Origin of the sequence: Methylobacillus sp., from assembly GCF_036844465.1 — a bacterium.
Lineage (GTDB): Bacteria > Pseudomonadota > Gammaproteobacteria > Burkholderiales > Methylophilaceae > Methylobacillus.
Genome location: NZ_DAIUFW010000003.1, coordinates 51,137 through 73,690, shown reverse-complemented (window position 1 = coordinate 73,690; position 22,554 = coordinate 51,137). Strand labels below are relative to the sequence as shown.

General features: G+C 55.5%; 22 protein-coding genes. 12 read left to right on the top strand and 10 right to left on the bottom strand.

Features of this window, described 5'->3' with window-relative positions; genetic code table 11:
- Nucleotides 1-35: 35 nt before the first annotated feature.
- Complete coding sequence (locus V7Z75_RS04735; protein WP_334107473.1) at nt 36-1,643, bottom strand: glycoside hydrolase family 17 protein; 1,608 nt, start codon at nt 1,641-1,643, stop codon at nt 36-38.
- A gap of 217 nt (nt 1,644-1,860) precedes the next feature.
- On the opposite strand from V7Z75_RS04735, the gene V7Z75_RS04730 reads away from it, so the two are divergent.
- Nucleotides 1,861-2,385 carry a hypothetical protein gene (locus tag V7Z75_RS04730; protein WP_334107472.1) on the top strand — a complete coding sequence of 175 codons (525 nt, stop codon included), beginning with the start codon at nt 1,861-1,863 and terminating at the stop codon, nt 2,383-2,385.
- 27 nt (nt 2,386-2,412) lie between these two features.
- Here the strand turns inward: V7Z75_RS04730 and V7Z75_RS04725 are convergent, their stop codons facing one another.
- The 5 genes from V7Z75_RS04725 to queG all read right to left on the bottom strand — a co-directional run bounded on the left by V7Z75_RS04725 (nt 2,413) and on the right by queG (nt 7,408).
- Nucleotides 2,413-3,249: a ChbG/HpnK family deacetylase gene (locus V7Z75_RS04725; protein ID WP_334107471.1), complete on the bottom strand. Its 837-nt coding sequence runs from the start codon at nt 3,247-3,249 to the stop codon at nt 2,413-2,415.
- Nucleotide 3,250: 1 nt separating this feature from the next.
- Nucleotides 3,251-3,646, bottom strand: a complete 396-nt coding sequence (locus V7Z75_RS04720) for a GtrA family protein (protein ID WP_334107470.1) — start codon at nt 3,644-3,646, stop codon at nt 3,251-3,253.
- On the bottom strand, nt 3,643-4,614 hold the full coding sequence (locus V7Z75_RS04715) for a glycosyltransferase family 2 protein (RefSeq protein WP_334107469.1): 972 nt from the start codon (nt 4,612-4,614) through the stop codon (nt 3,643-3,645). Before V7Z75_RS04715 ends, V7Z75_RS04720 begins: the two co-directional genes overlap by 4 nt.
- 36 nt (nt 4,615-4,650) lie before the next feature.
- Complete coding sequence (locus V7Z75_RS04710; protein WP_334107468.1) at nt 4,651-6,261, bottom strand: ArnT family glycosyltransferase; 1,611 nt, start codon at nt 6,259-6,261, stop codon at nt 4,651-4,653.
- 79 nt (nt 6,262-6,340) lie between these two features.
- Nucleotides 6,341-7,408, bottom strand: coding sequence for a tRNA epoxyqueuosine(34) reductase QueG (queG, locus tag V7Z75_RS04705; RefSeq protein WP_334107467.1), 1,068 nt, complete (start codon nt 7,406-7,408; stop codon nt 6,341-6,343).
- On the opposite strand from queG, the gene tsaE reads away from it, so the two are divergent.
- The 6 genes from tsaE to miaA all read left to right on the top strand — a co-directional run bounded on the left by tsaE (nt 7,409) and on the right by miaA (nt 13,874).
- The gene (gene tsaE, locus V7Z75_RS04700) at nt 7,409-7,879 is read left to right on the top strand and encodes a tRNA (adenosine(37)-N6)-threonylcarbamoyltransferase complex ATPase subunit type 1 TsaE (RefSeq protein ID WP_334107466.1); all 471 of its coding nucleotides are present in this window, start codon (nt 7,409-7,411) and stop codon (nt 7,877-7,879) included. It abuts the gene before it with no gap.
- Nucleotides 7,849-9,171, top strand: a complete 1,323-nt coding sequence (locus V7Z75_RS04695) for an N-acetylmuramoyl-L-alanine amidase (protein ID WP_334107465.1) — start codon at nt 7,849-7,851, stop codon at nt 9,169-9,171. Before tsaE ends, V7Z75_RS04695 begins: the two co-directional genes overlap by 31 nt.
- A 2-nt stretch (nt 9,172-9,173) precedes the next feature.
- Nucleotides 9,174-10,547 carry an MBL fold metallo-hydrolase gene (locus V7Z75_RS04690; protein ID WP_334107464.1) on the top strand — a complete coding sequence of 458 codons (1,374 nt, stop codon included), beginning with the start codon at nt 9,174-9,176 and terminating at the stop codon, nt 10,545-10,547.
- Nucleotides 10,548-10,610: 63 nt separating this feature from the next.
- On the top strand, nt 10,611-10,976 hold the full coding sequence (locus tag V7Z75_RS04685) for a putative quinol monooxygenase (protein WP_334107463.1): 366 nt from the start codon (nt 10,611-10,613) through the stop codon (nt 10,974-10,976).
- A gap of 74 nt (nt 10,977-11,050) precedes the next feature.
- The gene (mutL, locus tag V7Z75_RS04680; RefSeq protein ID WP_334107462.1) at nt 11,051-12,886 is read left to right on the top strand and encodes a DNA mismatch repair endonuclease MutL; all 1,836 of its coding nucleotides are present in this window, start codon (nt 11,051-11,053) and stop codon (nt 12,884-12,886) included.
- Between the two features lie 31 nt (nt 12,887-12,917).
- The gene (miaA, locus tag V7Z75_RS04675; protein ID WP_334107461.1) at nt 12,918-13,874 is read left to right on the top strand and encodes a tRNA (adenosine(37)-N6)-dimethylallyltransferase MiaA; all 957 of its coding nucleotides are present in this window, start codon (nt 12,918-12,920) and stop codon (nt 13,872-13,874) included.
- A gap of 300 nt (nt 13,875-14,174) precedes the next feature.
- Here the strand turns inward: miaA and V7Z75_RS04670 are convergent, their stop codons facing one another.
- From V7Z75_RS04670 to V7Z75_RS04655, 4 genes are all read right to left on the bottom strand, one after another.
- Nucleotides 14,175-14,672 carry a TspO/MBR family protein gene (locus V7Z75_RS04670; protein WP_334107460.1) on the bottom strand — a complete coding sequence of 166 codons (498 nt, stop codon included), beginning with the start codon at nt 14,670-14,672 and terminating at the stop codon, nt 14,175-14,177.
- A gap of 93 nt (nt 14,673-14,765) precedes the next feature.
- Nucleotides 14,766-16,301, bottom strand: coding sequence for an ATP-binding protein (locus tag V7Z75_RS04665; protein ID WP_291553202.1), 1,536 nt, complete (start codon nt 16,299-16,301; stop codon nt 14,766-14,768).
- A gap of 139 nt (nt 16,302-16,440) precedes the next feature.
- Nucleotides 16,441-17,022 (bottom strand): endonuclease domain-containing protein, encoded by a 582-nt coding sequence (locus tag V7Z75_RS04660; protein WP_334107459.1) that lies wholly within the window; start codon nt 17,020-17,022, stop codon nt 16,441-16,443.
- Between the two features lie 230 nt (nt 17,023-17,252).
- Complete coding sequence (locus tag V7Z75_RS04655) at nt 17,253-18,047, bottom strand: hypothetical protein (protein ID WP_334107458.1); 795 nt, start codon at nt 18,045-18,047, stop codon at nt 17,253-17,255.
- Between the two features lie 162 nt (nt 18,048-18,209).
- Here V7Z75_RS04655 and V7Z75_RS04650 point away from each other — a divergent pair, with 162 nt between their 5' ends.
- From V7Z75_RS04650 to V7Z75_RS04630, 5 genes are all read left to right on the top strand, one after another.
- Nucleotides 18,210-19,196 (top strand): integron integrase, encoded by a 987-nt coding sequence (locus V7Z75_RS04650; protein ID WP_334107457.1) that lies wholly within the window; start codon nt 18,210-18,212, stop codon nt 19,194-19,196.
- A complete protein-coding gene (locus tag V7Z75_RS04645; RefSeq protein WP_334107456.1) occupies nt 19,193-21,001 on the top strand; it encodes a hypothetical protein in 1,809 nt (602 codons plus the stop codon). The genes V7Z75_RS04650 and V7Z75_RS04645 overlap by 4 nt, the downstream gene beginning before the upstream one ends.
- A gap of 154 nt (nt 21,002-21,155) precedes the next feature.
- On the top strand, nt 21,156-21,332 hold the full coding sequence (locus V7Z75_RS04640; protein WP_334107455.1) for a hypothetical protein: 177 nt from the start codon (nt 21,156-21,158) through the stop codon (nt 21,330-21,332).
- On the top strand, nt 21,333-21,749 hold the full coding sequence (locus V7Z75_RS04635) for a YdbL family protein (protein WP_334107454.1): 417 nt from the start codon (nt 21,333-21,335) through the stop codon (nt 21,747-21,749).
- The gene (locus tag V7Z75_RS04630) at nt 21,750-22,526 is read left to right on the top strand and encodes a 3'-5' exonuclease (RefSeq protein ID WP_334107453.1); all 777 of its coding nucleotides are present in this window, start codon (nt 21,750-21,752) and stop codon (nt 22,524-22,526) included.
- Nucleotides 22,527-22,554: the final 28 nt, after the last annotated feature.

Genomic DNA, 22,554 nt, shown 5'->3' with positions numbered 1-22,554 from the left:
TCTTCTGGTTTTTATTGCTGATGCTAGGATCCCCCTCAAATCCTGGCTCCTTTGCGCGGCCAACTGGCATAAGCCAGCAGGGCGATGATACCTAGCCATAAGAGTGCATGCGTGTTCAGCGGTTCCAATATCAGGCAAATGGCCGCCATCATCATGGCCGCGCTATTGAGGCGGCGATAACGGCCAAAGCTGCTACGTTGCAACAACCCTAGCAGGCTGAAGCCGATAGCGTATTGCAATGCAGGCAGCGCATAGAGCGGCAGCGGAAAATCCCGGTAACGGCCATCGATCAGGTAAATGATATGCCCAACCATGGGGTGAAGTTCGACATTGCGCGGGATAAAGCTCATTTTGGTAATCAGCAGGAAACTGGTCACCAGTCCAGCCAGTATCAAAACGAACAAAAGGCTATGTGACAGCTTGTTCTGGCCTCGCGTGATCAGAGTTGGGAGGTTGAGCAGGGCGGCAATACCTAGCAGCGTAATGCCTCCCAATACAATCCATTCCGTTAAGTCACGGCAGGCGGCGAACAGATAACCCCATTGCACATAGGCAGTCGCGCCGACAAGTGCGCCAAGCGACCCCATGGCGAGCAGGGCAGGCAGGCGATGTTCATTGCGGCCCAGCGTCAGGACGATGAACAGGATTAGCCCGACAAACCCCCAGAGGAGCGGCTGGTAACCATCGTGACGCTCTGCCACCGCGCCTCTGAACTCAAACTTGCTGTTGAGCCCCGTATCGTACAGCCCCCAATAGCCGCCCACGGTACCTTCCAGGTCGCGCTTCCACGGCTGGTCGATGGCTTCGATCAGGTTGTAGTTCCAGTGCTTGTCATGCGCCACCTGAACAAACTGACGCAGGTAGGAGGCCTGGTTGACCAGACTGGGCACAGAAGCATTGCGGTGCTTGCCGACGGATGGCCAGCCAGTCTCGCCGATGAACAGCGGTTTGGAAAAGGTCTGTCCCAGGGTGCCCATCACGTTTTCTGCATGCAGGATAGCGCGATCCACGCTTTGTGGATCATCTTCCCAGTAAGGCAGGATATGCACGGTGATGTAATCGACAGCTTGCTCCAGGCGAGGATGCTTGAGCCAGAATTCCCAGACATCAGCATACGTGACAGGTACCTCGGTGCGCCGCTGGGCTTCCTGCAAATAGGCCAGCATGACCTCTTCGGTCTGTTCCTTGCGAAGCAGCACTTCATTGCCAATGATCAAGCCTTGCACAGTGTCTGGATACTGGTTTGCCAGTGCAATGGCACGTTCGAATTCCAGATCGTTTTCCTGTTTGACATAGCCGATCCAGGCGCCCAGCAATACTTTCATGCCCAGTCTGGAGGCTGCCTCGGGAACATAATCCAACCCTTGCTTGACCGAGTAGGTGCGCACGCAATTGAAGCGCTGCGACAGCAGAAGTAGGTCCTGATCTATTCTGGATTTTTCCGCAATGGTAGTTGCGAGAAAAGGAGTTTCACCCTTGCCGTAATAAGGCGCATAGGAAACACAATTAAGCTTGCCATTGGCAGGCAGTTCAGGCTCCGGCAGGGCGACAGGCTGGTTCTGTTGCCAGAACCAATAAGACAACAAGGCGATCAGGACAAGGTTGAAAATGCTATAGCGCCACAAGGCGGTTGTTTTGGGCATGATTGGACAGGATTGATGTTGGTCAGAGGTTGTTTTTATTGCGCGAATCAAAGATCAGGCACATGAGCAAAACGTGATTATATGTAAAGCTCGAGGCGGACAGAAAAAAACCATGTGGGATAGGACTGCAACTCGACGGCTAAGTTGCCTGCCATATCCTGAAAATATCGAGTACGGTACAATAGCGCGCTGTTGCCCCAATAATCAGAGTCCCCGGATGAAAAAAATATTGATGCTCTCAGCCTTGCTGGCGGTTTCCAGCTTGGCCCAGGCAAAACCTGCCTTTACCGGTATTAACTACACAGGCCTTTATGAGTGCAAGGGGGAAAATTCCTCCATCGGCGCTTATGAGCTTGTCGTGGCGCTCCGCCTCAATCGCGTGAGCAGCCACGGGAAATTTGGCGCTTATTACTATGAAACTGAAACTGTGAACTCCACGGTCTATCATGGTCAAGCCGTTATTGTTGGTAACCGCATGGCAATCAGCTTCAATATCCGCGACAAAAAGAATAATGTTGACCACAGCACGGGGCTGGCAACCATCAAGAAAGTCGGCAAGGATAGGTGGAGCTTCCGCAAGGAATATTTCGAGCCCGACGATAGCGGCGGCAGTTACGGTACCGAAGACTGCGTCATGAAGGTGCTTTCGCCGGAAGAGAAGCAAGCGCTTGAAAATAAAACCTTGGAAAAAATACCTGCCAAGCCAGCCGCCACTGCGCCTCGTAACGGCAAGGCGCAATAAAACAGAGGCCCGCAAGGGCCTTTTTCTTTATGACTGTTGAAAAAGGCAACTGCCTTTGACAGGCTGAATGTTCAATTTCCGCATCAATTCATCAAAGTCGGATCCTGCCAACACGGCATATTCCACCGGCCTCGCTTGACTGATCGGGTCGGCAGCATCCTGGGTTGTCAGCCCCGGGTGACACATCAATGCAGAGCGATGGCCATGCTGTGCCTGATCAACTGCAATCTCCAACCAACGCCCCAGTTGCCCCAGGTACTCGTCGGCAGTACGGTCAAAGCCATAAACCCCCAGCAATCCATCTGTCAGGGAAAATCCATATGAGGCAGCCAGCTTCTGCATCGCACTACTTCCCAATGTTGAAATTACCCGGCCTTTCCAGCCGTCATGCATGGGATGGGAGAGCCTGATCCAGGGCAGATTACCTGCATAGCGTGATTGCAGCTCGGCTAATAACGCCGAACGAATTTGCGGCAGTTGATGCACATGCTGATGTCCATCCACATAATCTGGCGCACTATCCATTGCCTGTTCGAAAGCATCCAGCTGTAAGGCAATGGTGGCGCGCACCTGATGTTCGTCCAGCAATTGCAGCATGCTATGCATTAGCAATTGAGGGTGGGAGTGGCGGACAGGTCGGGAAAATTGGGTGAAGTCGAGATGCAAGCCGATATCCGCCTGTTGCCGGATATCCGGGGTAAGCGCGGCTGCGGCCTCTGGCCAGCGCGGACTGAGCGTCAGGCATGAAGTCGCTGTCAGCCGACCCATGCGGATAAGGTTCAGGATGCCATAATCGATAGCCTCTGCTTGAGCGTAATCATCTGCACTGAGAATCAAGGGTGTAGGAGTCAATAATGCTGCCATTTCATCCTCTCTGCCTGAATGCCCAGTAGCGGCTCAACAGATAAGTGGCCAATGCCACAATAATCATGACAATAGCCAAAACCAGCCAGAAAGGCATATTGCTGATCCGTAGCAGCGTCAGCAATATGATCTGATTACAGGCAAAACCAGTACAGGCGACCAAGAGAAAACGGGGCAAGGTATAACCATGAGTATTGCCGTTGTTGGCAAACGACAAGGCGCGGTGGCCGAAATAGCTCACCGGGAAAGCCAGCAGGAAGGCGAGGAAATTGGCCAGGCCAGGGCTTAGCGCCAGCCAGCCCTCCAGAATAAGGGCGCTGACGTAGTGCACCAACGCGGCAGCAGCGCCGACGATAGTGAACCATGATGCCGAACGAGCGTGGGCAGCGGCGCTCATGGCTGTGGCGATATGTGTTGATACAGGGTGGAGACTTCGGCCACGATGTAAGGCGGCCGGCCCTTTACCTCGTCGTAGATGCGGGCAATGTATTCCCCGAGAATGCCGATGAACAATAGTTGCACGCCGGAGAAGAACATCAGGCTGGCGACCACTGTGGGCCAGCCGGGAATGGACTCGTGGAAAAACATTTTCTCCAGCACCACCCAGATGCCGTAAAGGAATGCCAGCAAGGCAAGAAAGCCGCCCACCGCGCTTGCCAGGCGCAGAGGAATAACGGAAAAACTAGTGATGCCGGTCCATGCCAGTTGCATGAGTCTGATACGGGAAAAAGTGCTGCTGCCGTGGCTGCGCGGCAGCGGGGTATAGGGAATGCCGATGGAGGAATAGCCCACCCAGGCGTACATGCCTTTCATGAAGCGGTTGCGCTCCGGCAATTTGTTCAATGCATCAACGACATTGCGGCTCATCAGGCGAAAATCGCCGGCATCGCGTGGAATCGTGATACGTTCTCCCAAGGTCATGAGGCCATAAAAGAAACGCGCCCCCCAGCGCTTGAAGCGGGATTCGACATTGCGGTCCTGGCGCACCGCGTACACCATGTCATAGCCTTCGCGCCATTTATCCAGCATTTCTTCCAGCAATGCCGAAGAGTGCTGGCCATCGGCATCCATGCAGATGACAACGTCGCCTCGAACATATGCCAACCCGGCGGTAATGGCATACTCCTTGCCAAAATTGCGCGAGAACCGTAACAGGGTGGTATGCAGGTAAGCAGGCAAAGCACGGACGATATCCGCTGTACTGTCCCGACTGCCGTCATCAATGACCACGATATCCCAGTGCGGACTCAGGCTGGTCAGTTGGTTGGCAATGCTTTCTACGGTGGCGGTAATCGCTGCCGCTTCATTGAAGGCAGGGACGATAATGCTGATATGCGGATGGGATTGGCTACGATCAGTTGCCATGATGGTGTCCTGGTGTTGAACAGCGGTTAAGTGAATTTAGTGTGCGTTTCCGGGTATGCGCGGCTTGCGTTGGGATTGCAGCAGATCGCGCCTGTCCTTGATGACGGCCAGCACTACGCCCATGCGTCGCACTTCGCCGATGATGTTGCCCTGCATGACGTCATCGCAGCCCATATTAGTGGTGGAAAGGTAAAAATCTGCTTCGTCCCAGTTTCTGGTGATGCTGAAGCGTTGGTCAAGATAAGCCGCGCCCTGGATATTTTCCGCACAAACTGCTACCAGATACGGAGCCACTTTGCCATTGGCATCACGTTGGGGCTGGGCAGATATTTTCTCCTCCAGCATATCGGCGGCTTCGCGCAGGCTACTGGACCAGTAATCGCCTTCCCATTCCTCTTCGGCCTCGGCCATGGAGCCGGCCAGGTTGTTGTAATAAACGTATTCATAGGGATGCAGGCGGAACAGAGTGACGATTGTCCATACGCACAAGGCGATGCTGAGCATGAGCAACCCCTGACGCAGTCGGGTAAAGCGTTGCAGCGCATCCCATCCTAGAGAAAGGCCCAAGCCCGCCAGCACGGCGATCGGCGGCACCACGAAAGTAAAATGGCGGATGCCGTTATACAAGGCCGGTTTGTCGATGACGTTGAAAACAATCGGGAACAAGGCGGCAATAATCACTGCAAGCCAGGACAGAAACTGTTTGCGATTGAACAGGGGTTTCTTGAGTTGCAGCGCAACGGTCACCAGACCGATCAAGCCTATCAGAAACACTTCCGGCAAACGCACCAGCAAATAAGCTGGTAGATAGTAGCGCGGCACATCACCTATCGACATCACTCTGCCGTCCATGATGGTCAGCATATTGAAGGCAAAGTGCGAAAACGACTCGGCAGCCAGCAGTGGATGATCGGGCGCCATCACGCCCCATGGCCAGAAAAGCGCCATGAGAATGAAGGCGGTAATGCCTGCGGGAATCAGGTAAATGACACTATTCAGCCAGTATCGCAAACGCGCTTGCCAGTGCTGTGCATTCATCAACCCGGCCAGACCCAACAGCAGGAACAGGTAGATCACGGCAAATGCGCCGCCGATGCGCAAGCCCAACGCGCAGCCGACGGCAACCCCCAGCTTGATGGTTAGCTTGAGCGAGGGTTTTGGCAATTGCCCCATCACCAGGATGGTGTAATACAAGGCCCAGGCCATGCAGGTGGCGAAGGGAATATCCTTGGTATGGGTGAACATTGCGCCGGACCAGGAGCCCGTGATGGCCAGTAGCAGGACGGTCAGGAAGCCTGCGCGCTCACCGCCCAGGTGCAGTGCAATCTTGTATGCCGCCACGATGCCCGCCATCCCAAACAAGGCAGACAGCAAATGTCGCATGTCCCAAATCCAGATAGGCAGTACTTTTTCCAGAAGGGCGGCAATCAGGTCGAAGAAGCCGCCATAGAGAAACAGGTTGCGATATTCAAATGCAGACTTGTCGTTGAAGCTAGAACTGTAAAAATCCAGCAGCAGGCGGCCATAGATATGCTGGACTTCCTCGTCATTGCTGATGCCGTATTGATTGAAGGTCAGCAGGATAAAAAGTCCCAGGATCACAAATAGCGCCAGACTCAAACGTCGGAACAGCAGGGGCGTGAACATGAACCGGTCTTTATCAGATTTTGGAGTGGCGATTATATGTTCAGCCGTGGTTTTTGCTCGGGTGTCGCTTAAATAATTTTCATCGATGCTTCGCATGTTGTCTCAACGCCCAGGCCACGTGTTCGCGTACCAGTTCAGATGGGTCGTTGAGGCGGCTTTCCAGTGCCTGAATGATTTCGGGAGAGGAGGCGGCATTGCCCAGCCCAACCGCAATATTACGCAGCCATTGCACATGGCCGATACGGTAAATCGCGCTGCCTGCCATCTTTTCCTGGAAAGTCGCTTCGTTCCAACTGAACAGTTCCACCAGGCTGATATTGTCCAGGCCGTGGCGAACCCGGAAATCAGCTTGCTGTGTTAGTTGCGCAAAACGATTCCAGGGGCAAGTCAGTTGACAATCATCGCAACCATAAACGCGATTTCCGATCAGAGGGCGCAAATCTTCGGGAATACTATCTTTCAGTTCGATAGTAAGGTAGGAGATGCAGCGTCGCGCATCGACCTGGTAGGGTGCTACGATGGCCTGGGTCGGACAGACGTCGATGCAGGCGGTGCATTTGCCGCAATGCCCTGCAATGGGTTCATCCATCGGCAAGGGTAGGTCGGTATAGATTTCTCCGAGAAAAAACCAGGAACCCGCATTGCGCGATAGCAGCAGGGTATGCTTGCCGCGCCAGCCCAGTCCGGCTTTTTGCGCCAGCTCCACTTCCAGCACTGGCGCGCTGTCGGTGAATACACGATAACCGAAAGGGCCAGCAACCTCTGCAATATTCTCGCTGAGTTTCTGCAGGCGGCTACGCAGCACTTTGTGATAGTCGCGCCCGAGCGCATAGCGCGAGATAAAGGCCAGGCTGGAATCCTGCATGACTTCCTCGCTGTCTCGCACTTTTGGCGCCATATAATCCATACGCACGGAAATGATGCGGATGGTGCCAGGTACCAATTCTGCTGGGCGGGTGCGTTTGTTGCCGTGTTTTGCCATATAATCCATGGCGCCATGGAAATTCTGTGCTATCCACTCGCGATGGCGAGGCTCGGCGGCTGATAAATCGGTATCGGTGATGCCAACCTGCCCGAAGCCTAGTTCTTTCCCCCAGCGCTTGATATCCGCCGCCAGTTTTTCCATGTTGTAAGAAGATTGAGACATATGAGCGAGAATTTTACACTGGCATTGCCCGATGAAGCAGCTACGCTTGCATTTGGTGCCAGCCTAGCCCAGGCGCTGAAGCCTGGGATCAATATTTATCTGCATGGCGATCTGGGCGCAGGCAAGACCACGCTGGTGCGTGGCCTTCTGCGAGAGCTTGGGCATGTCGGCAAGGTGAAGAGTCCGACCTATACTTTGGTTGAACCTTATACCGTTTCTAGATTAAACTTATATCACTTTGATTTGTACAGATTTATTGATCCGGAAGAATGGGATGTTGCCGGATTCAGAGATTATTTCAATCCGGAATCCCTCTGCCTGGTCGAATGGCCGGAAAAGGCGCAGGAACTATTGCCTGCTCCTGACATCGATATCCGCCTCCAGCCTGAAGGGCAAGGCAGGCGGGTGATAGCACACGCCAATACTGATTCAGGAAAGCAATGCCTAGTAAAACTTACCTCCGTTACCTGATTTCCCTGTTGGTGGCAGCACTGGCACTGGGCCTGCTACCCGCCAGAGCCGCCGAGCTGATTCAGGTATCTGCTGCCCGTATCTGGCCTTCCACGGAATATACACGCATCACGCTGGAAACCAGCAAACCTGTCACTCACAGCACAGTAATGCTGAAAGACCCGGAACGGTTGGTATTAGACTTAAATAATGTCGAGTTGAGCACAGTGTTGAAAACCCTGGGGGACAAGATCAACCCCAACGATCCATATATCCGGCAAGTACGCGTGGCTTATTTCAAGCCTGGTGTTGTACGTATCGTGGTAGACCTCAAGACGGAAATCAAGCCGCAGGTATTTACCTTGCCGCCAGCTGGCGATTACAAGAATAGGCTGGTGCTGGATATCTACCCAACACAGGATCCTTTGATGGCGATGCTGGACCAACTGGAAAAGCCGCAAAGTCTTGAAACTCCTGTGCCGGAACTGGAAACGCCGTCCGAACCCTCCACGGTGGTCAATATCTCGCCGGATATTCCCTTGCCTGTGCAGCCGGCACCCTCGACGATCGCACCCTCTATCAACAAGAAGCCTAGTCCGCGCATGATCACCATTGCAATCGACGCAGGCCATGGTGGCGAAGACCCAGGAGCGAAAGGTGCGAGCGGCTCCTATGAAAAGAATGTGACGCTGGCGATTGCGAAAAAGCTGAAAGCGGCGATAGATGCGGAACCCAATATGCGCGGCGTGCTGACACGCGACGGTGACTATTTCATTCCCCTGCATGGGCGTGTGGTAAAGGCGCGCAATATGCAGGCTGACCTGTTTGTCTCGATTCATGCGGATGCGGCATTGAGCGCGCAAGCACGCGGCTCATCGGTCTTTGCCTTATCGGAGACCGGAGCCACCAGCGCCATGGCGCGCTTGCTCGCGCAACGCGAAAATGAATCTGACTTGATCGGCGGAGCCAGTTTCGGCGTGAAAGATCCCAACCTGGCCCGCACACTGCTGGATCTGTCGCAGACCGCCACCATCAATGACAGCCTCAAGCTGGGCAAGCTGGTGCTTGACCATATGGGAGCCATCAATCAGCTGCATAAGCGTCATGTGGAGCAGGCAGGGTTTGCCGTGCTGAAATCTCCCGATATTCCGTCGATCCTGGTGGAAACTGCCTTCATCACCAACCCTGAGGAAGAGCGCAAGCTTAATGATAGCGCACACCAGGATAAACTGGTGAATTCCATCCTCTCGGGCATCAAGAAATACTTTGCCGCCAATCCGGCGCTGGCAAAGACCAGAATGGTAGAAAAATAAATATGCAAATTAGCTTTCTTGGTGCCGCAGGTACCGTCACCGGCTCCAAGTACCTGGTTACCAGCGGCGAGCGCCGGGTGCTGGTGGATTGCGGATTGTTCCAGGGACTCAAGGTATTGCGTCTGAAAAACTGGGCCAGACTGCCGGTCGATCCATCCAGTATTGACGCCGTTGTACTGACGCATGCGCATATCGATCATACGGGTTATCTGCCGTTGCTGGTCAAGCAGGGCTTTCGCGGCAAAGTGTATTGCAGCGAGGTCACACTGTCGTTGTGTCAATTATTGCTGCGCGACTCAGCACATCTGCAGGAAGAGGAAGCAAACTACGCCAACAAGCGTGGTTATTCCAAGCATAAACCAGCCTTGCCGCTCTATACCAAGGAAGATGCCGAAATAGCCTTGGAGCGCCTGGTTGCCATTCCTGTTGGACAGGAAATCGAGATACTCGATGGCATTACCGTCAAACTACAGCTTGCCGGCCATATCCTTGGAGCCTGTACCGTGCTGCTGAAGGATGAAAAAACTTCCATCCTGTTTTCCGGTGACCTGGGCCGCATGGAAGACCCGCTGCTATGCGCCCCTACCGCACCAGAAGCGGCAGATTATCTTGTAGTGGAATCCACCTACGGTAATCGCCTGCACGAAAAGGCGGCCCCTGAAACACAACTGGCTGAGGTTATCAACCGCACTGCCAAGCGGAAGGGCATCCTGCTGGTGCCGGTGTTCGCCGTGGGGCGGGCGCAGGAGGTGCTGTATTACATACACAAGATCAAGCAGGAAGGTTTGATCCCAGATATCCCGGTTTACCTGAACAGTCCTATGGCAGTGGAAGCCACCTTGATTTTCCTCACGCATCATACCCAGCACAAGCTCAGTGCCGCGCAATGCCGCGAATTGGCTGGCGTCGCCAAGGTCGTGACCACCGTCGAAGAGTCGATCTCCTTGAATGAATTGCGCGAGCCTGCCATCATTCTGGCTGCAAGCGGCATGCTCTCCGGTGGGCGGGTGGTACATCATCTCAAGGCACTGGGACCTGATCCGCGTAATACGGTGTTATTTGCTGGGTTTCAGGCGGTTGGCACGCGAGGCGCGGCACTGTTGGACGGAGCGGAAAGTGTCAAGATTCATGGGGAGTATGTGCCGATCCGGGCTGAAATTGCCTCGATCAACAATCTCTCCGCGCATGCGGATTATCGGGAAATCATGCAGTGGCTAGATCAGTGTCCGAAACCGCCCAAACAGACTTTTATCGTACACGGTGAACCTGTTGCCGCTGATGCGCTCAGACACAGGATTGAAGAAGAAAAGAATTGGAATGTCATGGTTCCCGAGTATCTACAAACGGTGGAACTGAATGGCAATTCAAGCCAGTGACCCATGCTGGCGAACAAGGTGCGTACCAAAAGTACGTGAATGCAGTAACAAAGGAATTATTGTATGAGCAAATATGCGTTGTATATCAAGCTGGAAGTCCGGCCCGAGAAACAACAGGAACTTGAGAGTTTCCTGAAACAGGCATTGCCTGACGTCAAGGAAGAGGATGATACCAAGACCTGGTATGCCTTCAAGGCATCGGAAGGCCTCTATGTGATCTTCGATACCTTCACCAGTGAAATCGGGCGTGATGCTCACCTGGAAGGCAAGACAGTTGAAGCATTGCGCAGGGTCGCTGATGAGCTTTTGGTCAGGCCGCCGGAATTTGTACCAGTAAATCTGCTGGCACAAAAGGTCGGGTTGGAGTCTGAGGTGGTTGGCGATACCGATATCAAGAAATACAGCCTGCGCTTTATAGACGGGCTTTAAACAGAATAGCAGCCAAACCGGCATGCTGAGGTAAAATAGGCGGCCCGACTATCTGTATCCTGCCTGTTCCCAGTATGCCATCCATCAAGTTACTCCCCGACCAGCTTATCAGCCAGATTGCCGCAGGCGAGGTGGTTGAGCGCCCAGCTTCCGCGCTGAAGGAGATTCTGGAAAACAGCCTGGACGCAGGAAGCACGGAAATTGCCGTGTCCCTGCAATCTGGCGGCATCAAGCAAATCAAGGTAACGGATAACGGCGGCGGCATTGTGCGTGACGAACTCAACCTGGCCTTGACGCGTCATGCCACCAGCAAGATCGCTACGCTGGAAGACCTCGAAAGCGTCGCCAGCCTGGGTTTTCGCGGCGAGGCGCTGGCGAGTATCGCGGCCATTTCCCGCACTCAGGTCACCAGTTTTCATCCCGATGGCAAGTATGCCTGGCGCATTGCTTCCGAAGGCTCGTTCCTGAGCGATATCGAACCTGCCGCGCTGGATGCGGGAACGATAATCGATATTCAGGACCTGTATTTCAACACGCCCGCGCGGCGCAAATTCCTCAAGACTGAAAACACCGAATTCGGCCATTGCGAAGAAGCATTCTGCCGCATCGCGCTGTCGCGTCCCGATGTCGGTTTTCTCTTGCAGCACAATGGCCGCGCCATCATGCGCCTGGCAGCCGGAGAGGCGCGCAAGCGTTTCGAGGAGGTGTTGGGCAAGGAATTTGCCGCGGAAGCTTTCTATATTGATGAGTCGGCGGCGGGGCTGCGGCTCTGGGGCATGGCGGCCAAGCCGACCTTCTCGCGCCACGCGCGGGATACGCAATATGCCTACGTCAACGGACGCTTTGTGCGCGACAAGCTCATCAGCCATGCCATCCGCCAGGCATACCAGGATGTGCTGCACCATGACCGCCATCCGGCCTTTGTGCTGTTCCTGGAACTTGATCCGGCGCTGGTGGATGTCAATGTGCACCCGAGCAAAACAGAGGTGCGTTTCCGCGACGGTCAGGCAGTGCATCATTTTGTTTTCCATGCGCTCAACAAGGCACTGGCGGCACCCACCGGAGCCACTGATTTGCCGTCACAGCAAGCAACCAGCCAGAGCGCCGCACCCGATATTACTTATCCGCGCTTCCAGAGCAATATGGAGTTGCGGGCGCAAGAGCCTGCCGGCGGCTTTTACCAGACATTGTTCGGTGGCATCCAGTCATCTCCTGCGGCGATGCAGGGAGGTATCAGCACAGAAGAGATAATGACTCTGCCGCAGGCAGCGAATTCCTCTACTGAAACGGCACCCATGCCGGAATCTGGGCAGGAATTCCCGCTCGGGTTTGCCGTGGCGCAGATTCACGGCGTTTATATCCTGGCCCAAAACAAGTTCGGGCTGATCGTGGTGGATATGCATGCCGCCCATGAGCGCATCATGTACGAAAAGCTCAAGAACGCCCTGGACAGCAGTCGCATCGCCACGCAGCCGTTGTTGCTGCCGGTGAGTTTTCATGCGGACCGTCTCGAAGTCGCTACCGTGCAGGAGCAGCAGGCGTTACCGGAAAACGGCCTGGCGCAGCTTGGGTTCGATATCGCCGTCTTGTCTCCGACAACGCTGGCTGTACGCTCCGTTCCCGTCATGCTCAAGGATGCCGATGTCGTCGCCCTGGCTCGCGACGTGCTGAACGACCTGCGCCAGTACGGCGCCAGCCGCGCCTTTACCGAGCGCCGCAATGCATTGCTCGGCACCATGGCCTGCCATGCTGCGGTACGCGCCAACCGTATCCTCACCATTCCCGAAATGAATGCATTGCTACGCGACATGGAAACGACCGAGCGCTCCGGACAGTGCAACCATGGCCGTCCCACCTGGTTTCAGGTCACCATGACGGAACTCGACAAGATGTTCATGCGCGGCAAATAACCACGTGTTTTCATATCGCTTTCATTGATCTATGCCCGACCGCATGCCTCCCGCCATTTTCCTCATGGGCCCCACCGCCAGCGGAAAAACCAATATTGCCGTGGAGCTGGTGCAAAGCCTGCCGCTGGAAATCATCAGCGTCGATTCGGCCCTGGTCTACCGGGGCATGGACATCGGCACGGCCAAGCCCGAGCCAGAGATATTGCAGCGCGCGCCTCACCATCTGATCGACGTGATCGACCCGATGCAGGCGTATTCGGCCGCGCAGTTCCGCGACGATGCCTTGCGCCTGATGGCGGAGATTACCGCTAGGGGCAAGGCGCCATTACTGGTCGGCGGCACCATGCTCTATTTCCGCGCCTTGCAGCAAGGCCTGGGAGGCTTGCCGGAGGCGGATGCAGACATCCGTGCTGAACTCGACAGGGAAGCAGCGCAGATCGGCTGGCCCGGCATGCATGCGAAGCTCGCCGCCATCGACCCGGAAACCGCCGCACGGCTGCAACCGGCGGATTCGCAACGCATACAGCGGGCGCTGGAAGTGTACCGGCTGACCGGGCAGACCATGACAGCCCTGCATCGGCAACAATCGCTGGAAACCTTGCCCTACCGGTTGCTCAAGATTGCCTTGCAACCTTCGGATCGTGCCGTGCTGCATGCGCGCATCGCCGAGCGCTTCATCGCCATGATGCTGGGCGGCTTGTTGGAAGAGGTGCAGGGACTATTGAAAAAATACCCCGGCCTGCACCCAGACATGACCTCCATGCGCTGCGTGGGCTACCGGCAGACGCTGGAATATATCGCGGGTAATATCAGCGAGGACGAATGGAAAGAGCAGGGCATCGCCGCCACGCGCCAGCTTGCCAAGCGCCAGCTCACCTGGCTGCGCGGCATGGACGATACTTTGGTACTGGATTGCCTGAGCGTTGATCTGCATGCGCAAGCGGGGCGGATTGTCAGGGAGTTTCTGGAGGGTGACGGGGCAGGTTAACAGGCAGCTATTGATTTGATTAGGTTCAATCGAGTCTGTCCCTTTGATTTTTACTTTGAGGGGTATAACTGCATAAATTAAAAGGGTTTTATCTGGTAGTTACCCATTTCAAATGGATCGAAGGAGACTGACCCCTTTGATTTGGTGGCCTTTTGGATGGCCTCTTTTAGTAGGTCGTCAAGGTTTTGCATTGCTTGTTCTCACCTCATGCAGAGAAAGTGGTTGTGTGGTCTAACGCCTGAATTAAGCCGCGCCGCGAAGCGGCGTCGGCTTGAACGAATTGTTAGGTGTCACACCCCGCTAACCCAGAATTTGCGGATTGAGTTGCCACACAGAATAATTTAGCGCGGTGGCAAAGCTAACCCATAGCAGGTATGGGATGAGCAACGCACCGGCCAACGCGCTGATACGCCAGAATGCAATTAGCGTGCCAACGATAAGCACCCAAAGCAAAACGATGTCTGCGAAAGCTAAGGCGCCTTGGTGCCAGCCGAAGAATAGCCAGCTCCACAGCGCATTGACCGCAAGTTGCACCAGAAAGAGAGCGAGCGCTGCACGGGCAGCACGGAACCCTCCGGAACGCCAGACCAGCCATGCCGCAATGCCCATAAGTGCGTAGAGGATGGTCCAAACGGGGCCGAAAAGATCAGGTGGCGGCGCCCACTCGGGACGAACAAGCTTTTGCGAATAGAACGAGCCAGCTCGAATTGATGCCGCGCTACCGATAGAAGCAGCAACAAAGCTGACGGCAAGCCAGCCAACGAAACCAGCAATCAGCTTGCTTTTTGTAAGAGTCACGATTCACTTTCTGTGTTGCCTAACGTCTGAATTCACCGGCCTGCGCGGCTTTTTGCGCAGGTCCGGTGGAATGATGGGTTGGGCATCATTACGTCACCTTGGCGGTTTGCCGAACAACCTAACCCAGAACCCCGCCTTCTTCGCGGGAGCGGGGTCGCGGCTCGCTGCTTGCGGCTGCCGCGATGCGACCCGGATTTCAGGGATTCGAGCCTTTGTCGGCTCTTGCGGTAATTCGGTGTTGGCGGAAGCTCTGCACAGCGCATTAGACGCGACCATCCCGAGAAGCGAGGTCAACTCTTGCTCGAAACCGATGGTGATGTCGGTTTCGCCGCTTCGGGCGTGAGCGATCTCGTGGAGCAGGGTAGAGGCATAGGCCTCGATGGAATCGAGTTCGCTACGCTTGACGATGATTTCCGTGCCAGTCCAAAGCCCACGAGCTTCCGAAAAGCTTCCGGTCTCGGGGCGCATCGTCTCCGAAATCTTCACCGATTGAACCCTCGCAGGGAGCCCTCCGACGAGATCAGCGATCCTTCCGGTCATGTCGAACACCGCTCTTTCGGCCTGCGCGAGCCTTTCGGGCGGGACGAACTTAAACTCGAAGCAATCATTCCATTCGGAAACGAAATTACCCAAATCCTGTATCGCGTTGCCTTCCCTATCGACTTGTCCCGACAGCTTCTCCTTAACGGTGCTGGGAATCGTGATGATCTGCCGCCCGCTCGCCCGAGCCTCCTCGACGAAACGCGGGGCGTTCATGATCTCCTCGTCCGTCAGGAACAGGACATTTCCCGAGGCGTTGGTGATCTTCGAGGCATGCACGGAAACATCCGTCCATTTCATCTCGTCGTGCAGCTTGCCGCTCCCAAAGTTTCCGAGGTCGTCGACGAGAGCCTTGGCGACTGCTTCCGAAGAGGAAGCGAGCAGGATGGACTTCACCCGGTCGGAATAGGCGGTCCTCCCGACATTCGTCCTTTCGCGATTGAGAGCCTTCTTAATAGCGGCCGTCAGCGAAGTGATGTTGTAGGAGAACAGGAAATTCTCCTCTTCGGCGACGCGAATGCCGTTGATGTAAATGTAGGAGACATTGCCAGCTTTCCGCAGGACTTCTCCGTATTGGGTCTTTTCTAGGCTTTCCTCACCGGAGAACCGCAGGAACAGCCGCTTCGCCTTCTCGATGTCCTCATTAGAGCAACCTTTCAGGATGAATTCGGTTCCGACGAATACCGGATCGGATGGATCGGAGATGCAGGCGTGCAGTGTGATGACATCGGAGAAATCATGCTTCTCGGAGCGGTCGAAGGAGACATCGCAAAACTTGGAGCGGATGCGGGTCTCGATGCCCAAGCGGTCGAATGTGGCCAGAGCGTCCTTCAATCCTACGCCGAACTTTCCGATGAGACCGGGATGGTCGAGCTTTTCCTGATTCTCGTTCATCGTGAAATGCTCGTGCCGAAGGCCGCGGCCGAAGTCCCTGATGCGCCACTGGCCGTCGCCGTCGCGGGAGATGGCGATTTCCCGCGTGCCAGTCAATATCTGCTCGTCGAGCGCGTTGGCAATGATTTCCCGAATGGCATGGAATGCATCCCAGTTTTCAAGCATCCGGTCGATGTTCAGGTCAAATTTCTTCATTGCTACGCTCGCTCCGCTTCGACTGATGCCCAACGCCTGAATTAAGCCGCGCCGCGAAGCGGCGTCGGCTTGAATGAATTGTTAGGCCCCGACAATTGATGCCAACGGCCTGCCCAGCCTCGCGCATTCATTTTCCGTATCAAGCTGTGGCGCGCAGTCGGTGGCGAGCCTCTTCGACCCGTCTCACTGTCTCGGTAGGCGAGCTAAAAACAACGTTTGCTGGAATGCGCAAGACCGTGTAGCCCTCAGCGCGAATTACCTCGTCCCTTGCGGCGTCCCTGGCCTTGGCTTCGGGGCTGCCGTGCCAGGTTTCCCCATCTATTTCGACCACGAGTTTCTCGTCGACTAGAAAGTCTCCCCGGAATTGACTCCATGCAGAGCTCCGTCCGATATGCAGTCTGCCAAGCCCGATCTGGGTACGCAGCTTGACACCTTTACCAGCGATGCAACCTGGCCCCGTCGTCATCTTGTATGCTGAGACCATGGTATCGAAGAATGCTTCTTCCGCGGGAGACTCGCAAGTGAGGCGCATGTCTTCAACGGTAACCGGTTCGTTGAGGCGGGCGGCGATTTCCGCCTCCTGTCTCTTTCGTTCCGGCTCATCTCGAATGTCGCTGTAGACCGACCAGGCAATTAGACCGCCCACCACGAGCAGTGGCCAGAAGAAAAAACCAATGACTATCAATACAGCGGCCAAAAGGCCGCGCTGGGAATAAGTCATAAAATCACTCTTGAATCTTTAAAAAAGTCTCACCTATAACTTCAGCGCCGGTAAGCAGGTAAAAATAAACCGGAACTCCAATGGTCGCAATGGGGCGAAACCGGACCATATCCACCGGCCGTCTTCGACTTTCGGTCAGCGGAAGATTGCCTCGAAAAGAATTCTGCTATGGCCTAACGCCGGAATTAAGCCGCGCCGCGAAGCGGCGTCGGCTTGAATGAATTGTTAGATCATTCCTCCGACCAAAAATCGTCTCCGTCCTCGGGACCATCTCTCAAGCCTACAAGCCCAAGGTAGAGCATTATTGGCATTGTCTTTCGGTTTGCAGCGCCTTGCAAATCAAAAGCAAGCCAACTGAGACTAAGACCCCAGACAATCGGGCCAAGCCAATTGCTCCACCACGGAAACCTAGTTGCCAACTGTTCGATAAGTTTTTTTGCGGCTTCCTTTCCTATGAATTGAGAAATAGCTACAACAGCTAAGCCCTGCACTAATTTTGCTGTAATTTCTGGGCCAAGTACCGACATTAACAATGGCAACAGTGCGGCTTTGTTATCTTTCAGCCTATTGAAGAACTCATTTTGTTGTTCACGGCCGATGCCTGATTCTTCGAATAGCTTTCTCTGTTGCTCTTGACTCATGCTAAGGAATGTCTTTTCCGCTGCAAGTCTGACGAGACGCTCTAGTCTTGCTTCAACGCTCCCAAGCGGTCTTTGCTTCACCTTCAGCTTGACGCTAACGTCGTCTATTATTTCCCTCATCCCAACTCCCGCAGGCTCGTCTTCTTTGAAGAGCTTGCGGAATGCATAGGCAACATCTGCACTTCCGACATAACGAATTTCACGCTCTACGGCTTTTGCGAGACGAACCTTGTTGCTCGTGCTTGGATCCCTCTTGTAGCGTGCCAAGAGATCTTTGAGTTCTGTGTCAGATGTGAAGTTCACATAACTGTCAATCTGTGAAATAAGCATCGCAAAATCATCTGCGTCGCACTTCAACAAAAGCTCTGTTGCTTCGTACCCCACGATATCCCCCTTGATGATCTAACTATATTTAGATATCCGCATCGTATGTGATGCTAACGAGCTAAGTCAATAAGTATTCTAGTAATTTCAATGCTATGAGACTATACATGGTAATTTAGACCGCCTAAAATTTGGCGGATGACTTTCCTGGGAACTGTCGATATGCCCAAGCCGCTTCAAGAGGATACACCGCCGCCAAGATTGCTTGATAGAGTACGCGCCGCAATACGGGTGCGGCATTATTCAATTCGTACGGAAGATGCTTATGTGGACTGGGTTCGGCGTTATATCCTGTTTCACGGCAAGCGTCACCCCGCTGATATGGGGGCTGATGAGGTGGCGGCGTTTTTGAGTGATCTGGCGGTGAACCGTCAGGTATCTGCTTCAACGCAGAATCAGGCGAAGGCTGCATTGCTGTTTCTTTATAAGCAGGTGTTGCAGCAGGATTTGCCCTGGCTATCTGAGGTGGTGGCGGCAAAGCAGTCGCGCAGGCTGCCGGTGGTGCTGACGCAGCGCGAGGTGCGGGAGTTGCTGCTGTATATGGATGGCACGATGTGGCTGGCCGCCTCGCTGTTGTACGGCACTGGCATGCGTTTGCTGGAATGTTTGCGGCTCAGAGTGAAGGATGTGGAGTTTGAACGGCGCGAGATCATTGTCCGTAAAGGCAAGGGGAATAAAGACCGTGTGACCGTGCTGCCGGAGAATCTGATCGAGCCCTTGAAAGCCCAGATAGCCAAGGCGCAGGCCTTGCACCAGAAGGATCTGGATGCTGGCCTGGGCGAGGTGTATTTGCCGGATGCGCTGACAGTGAAATACCCTGGTGCGGCGCGAGCTTGGGGCTGGCAGTATGTGTTTCCCAGCCCGGTGCTGTCGATAGACCCGCGCAGCAACAAGCAACGCAGGCACCATATCTATGAGCAATCCGTGCAAAAGGCGGTGGGGCTGGCGGCCAGGCGTGCGCAAATCACCAAACCATGCACGCCGCATGTGTTGCGCCATTCGTTTGCCACGCATTTGTTGCAGGCTGGCTATGATATCCGCACGGTACAGGAGCTGCTCGGACACACTGATATCAAGACGACGATGATTTACACGCATGTATTGAACAAGGGCGGGCGCGGCGTGCTTAGCCCGTTGGATAGTTTATGAACCCTGGCATCTGGCATCAAGCGCTTGCCGCTATTTTGCTGCGCATCATGGCGTGCATGCTCGCATGCCCTCTGTCTGCATACGCCATCACCAGCATCAGCATAGAGGCCGATACGGTGGATACCGATTCCGCCACGCTGCGCAAGGTGCGGGCGGAGTGGATGCTGGATGGAGCGGTGCAGGTGCAGGCGGAAATCAAGCCGCAGAATAATGCGGAGTGGCAGGCGGCGAGCCTGGCTTGCATGCAGCCTGTGCGTCCGCAGCCTGGTGTTTGGCAGTGTACTGAGGGGAAGTTGACGATGCCGGGCGTGAGTTTGCCGTTTGCTGCGCAGGTATCGCAGGCGGCGGGAAAGCCGCAATATCAAGTAGAGCTGAAGCTGATGCAGGCGTCGTTCAGCAATCAGGCAGGCACGCAGGCGGCGGAGAAGCTGGATGCGGGTTTGAAGCTATCCCTGGAGAAGCAGGCGGATGGCTGGCAGTGGCAGGGTGTGCTCGATTGGACCGGCGGCGAGTTGTATTGGCAGCCCTGGTATGTTGCGGAAGGCGGGCATCGGGTATCTGCGCGCGGGTATTACGCTGGCGATGTGGTGCAGGTGGATGAGGCGCAACTGCATCTGGCCGGGGTAGGGGATGCCAGCGTGCAGGGGAGCTGGCAGGCCGGAAAAGTGCAGGATTTGCAGGTGGATGCGGCGCACTTGAATCTGACTAAGCTATATAAGTTATTGCTGCAACCTATGTTGGCTGACAGCGCGGCGGGCAAGCTGGAGGTGGAAGGCGATGCCAGCGTGCAGTTGCTGATGCGGCACGGGGAGCCGGTATCCGCGGCCTTGACGCTCAAGGATGTGGATATGGAGGACCAGGGCGGGCGATTCGCGCTATATAAGTTGAATGCCTATCTGCCGTGGTCCTATGACGAAGCCAAGGTGGCGCAGCTAGGCTATGCGGGCGGACATCTGCTGAAAATCCCATTGGGCGAAGCCAGCGTATTGGCCGAACTCAACCGTTATTCACTCACGGCGTCGCAGCTTTATCTGCCGGTGCTGGATGGCGCGCTTAGCTTGACGGATGTATCGGCGGCCCATGCGGGCGGGAATTGGCATTGGCACTTACGCGCCAACTTGGTGCCGATTTCCATGCCGTCGTTGAGCCATGCGCTGAGCTGGCCGCGCATGGAGGGCAAGGTGGCGGCGGCAGTGCCAATGATGACCTACAGCCGGGGGCAGCTCACCGTGGATGGCGACCTGTTGTTCCAGTTGTTCAACGGCAGCGTGAATGTGCGTAACCTGAGCATGCAGACGCCGCTGGGCGCGGCTTCCACCGTGCGGGCCGACCTGGAGATACAGCAGCTGGATCTGGGCGACCTGACCCGCACATTCTCGTTCGGCGCCATCGAGGGCAAGCTGGATGGCAGCGTGAAGAAACTGGTGCTGTCCAATTGGCAGCCCGCCAGTTTCGATGCGGATTTCCACAGCAGCCCCGGGCGCTACCGCAAAAAAATCTCCCAGCGCGCGGTGGAGAATATCAGCGCATTGGGCGGCGCGGGCGCGGCTGCGGCGATACAGCGCAGCGTGCTGCGATTTTTCGAGGAATTCAATTACGAGAAAATCGCTTGGCGCTGCCAGTTGAGCAACGATGTCTGCAGGATGAGCGGGGTGGAGGATGCCGCGCAGGGCTATGTGATCGTGAAGGGCAGCGGCATTCCGGCGATCACGGTGATGGGCTATAACCGCGACGTTGGCTGGAGCGATTTCCTCTCGCGGTTGAAACGGGTCACGGATGGCAACGCCAGCCCGGTCATCAAGTAGTTTTTGGCTAGGTGCTCTGTCTCAGGTGGTACTGCAGGGTATGCAAGGTAAGCCGACCATGCCAGAAGGATTTTGTCAGCAGTTCTAAGGTACAATTCCGCCTGAATAATAGTGGTATGAACGCACATCCGTGCGAGAGGAAAATGGCATGCGAATGAACTGGAAATGGATGGCGCCTGCGCTGATGCTGATGGCATTGCCGGCCTGCGTCACCATCAATATCTATTTCCCCGCGGCTGCGGCGGAAAAGGCGGCGGACCGTATTATTGATGACGTCTGGCAGTTGAAGGAAAAGGCCGAGCCGTCGATCCAGACCGAGGAGAAGAAATAAATGAAGCGTTTCATTGCGATAGGATTATTACTGGCCGGGTTGGCGACTGCCATGCTGGCGCATGCGGCGGCAGATATCGAGATTAACACCCCGGCTATTTCTGCGCTCAAGGGCAGCATGCAAACCAGGCATGCTCAGTTGTCCGGTTTTTACGCCAGCGGTGCGATCGGCCTGACCCGCGACGGCCTGGTTGCGGTGCGCGATGCCAATGCGGTGCCATTGGCGCAGCGCCAGTCGGTCAACGCGCTGGTGGCGGCCGAGAACAACGACCGTAACGCGCTTTACAAGGAAATCGCCAATGCCAACAGCCACCCGGAATGGGAAGCGGAAGTGCGCGGCACCTTCGCCCAGCGCTGGATACAGAAAGCGCCCGCAGGCTGGTATTACCAGGACGGCAGTGGATGGGTAAAGAAATAAATGACCCCGACGCTGGTCTTTGATATCGAGACGGTCCCTGATGTGGCGGGCTTGCGCAAGCTGCTGGACCTGCCTGCCGATACGACGGACGAGGACGTGGCACGCGTCGCCTTCCATCAGCGCCGCCAGCACAACGGCTCGGAGTTCTTGCCGTTGCATCAGCACCGCGTGGTGGCAATCTCCTGCGCGTTGCGCGAGGGCGACAGCTTCCGCGTCTGGACGCTGGGCAGCGTGGATGCGCCCGAGCAGGAAATCATCCAGCGCTTTTATGACGGCATAGAGAAATACACGCCCAACCTGGTGTCGTGGAACGGCGGCGGCTTTGATCTGCCCGTGCTGCATTACCGCGCCCTGGTGCACGGCATTACCGCGCCGCGCTACTGGGATATGGGCGACGATGACCGCGACTTCAAGTGGAACAACTACATCAGCCGCTACCACACCCGCCACCTCGACCTGATGGATTTGCTCGCGCTCTACAACGGCCGCGCCAATGCGCCGCTGGACGAAATCGCGCAGTTGTGCGGCTTTCCCGGCAAGCTGGGCATGGACGGCAGCAAGGTCTGGGATGCCTTCGCGCGCGGCGAAATCAACGCCATCCGCGATTATTGCGAGACGGACGTCGCCAACACCTATCTGGTCTACCTGCGCTTCCAGTTGATGCGCGGCGTGCTGACCCAGGAAAGCTACGCCCGCGAGATTGCACTGGTGCGCGATACTCTGGCGGCTTATCCCGGCCAACATTGGCAGGAATTTTTACATCATTGGCAGCAATAATTTACGGTTGCTGTCCGGCTTTACTCAA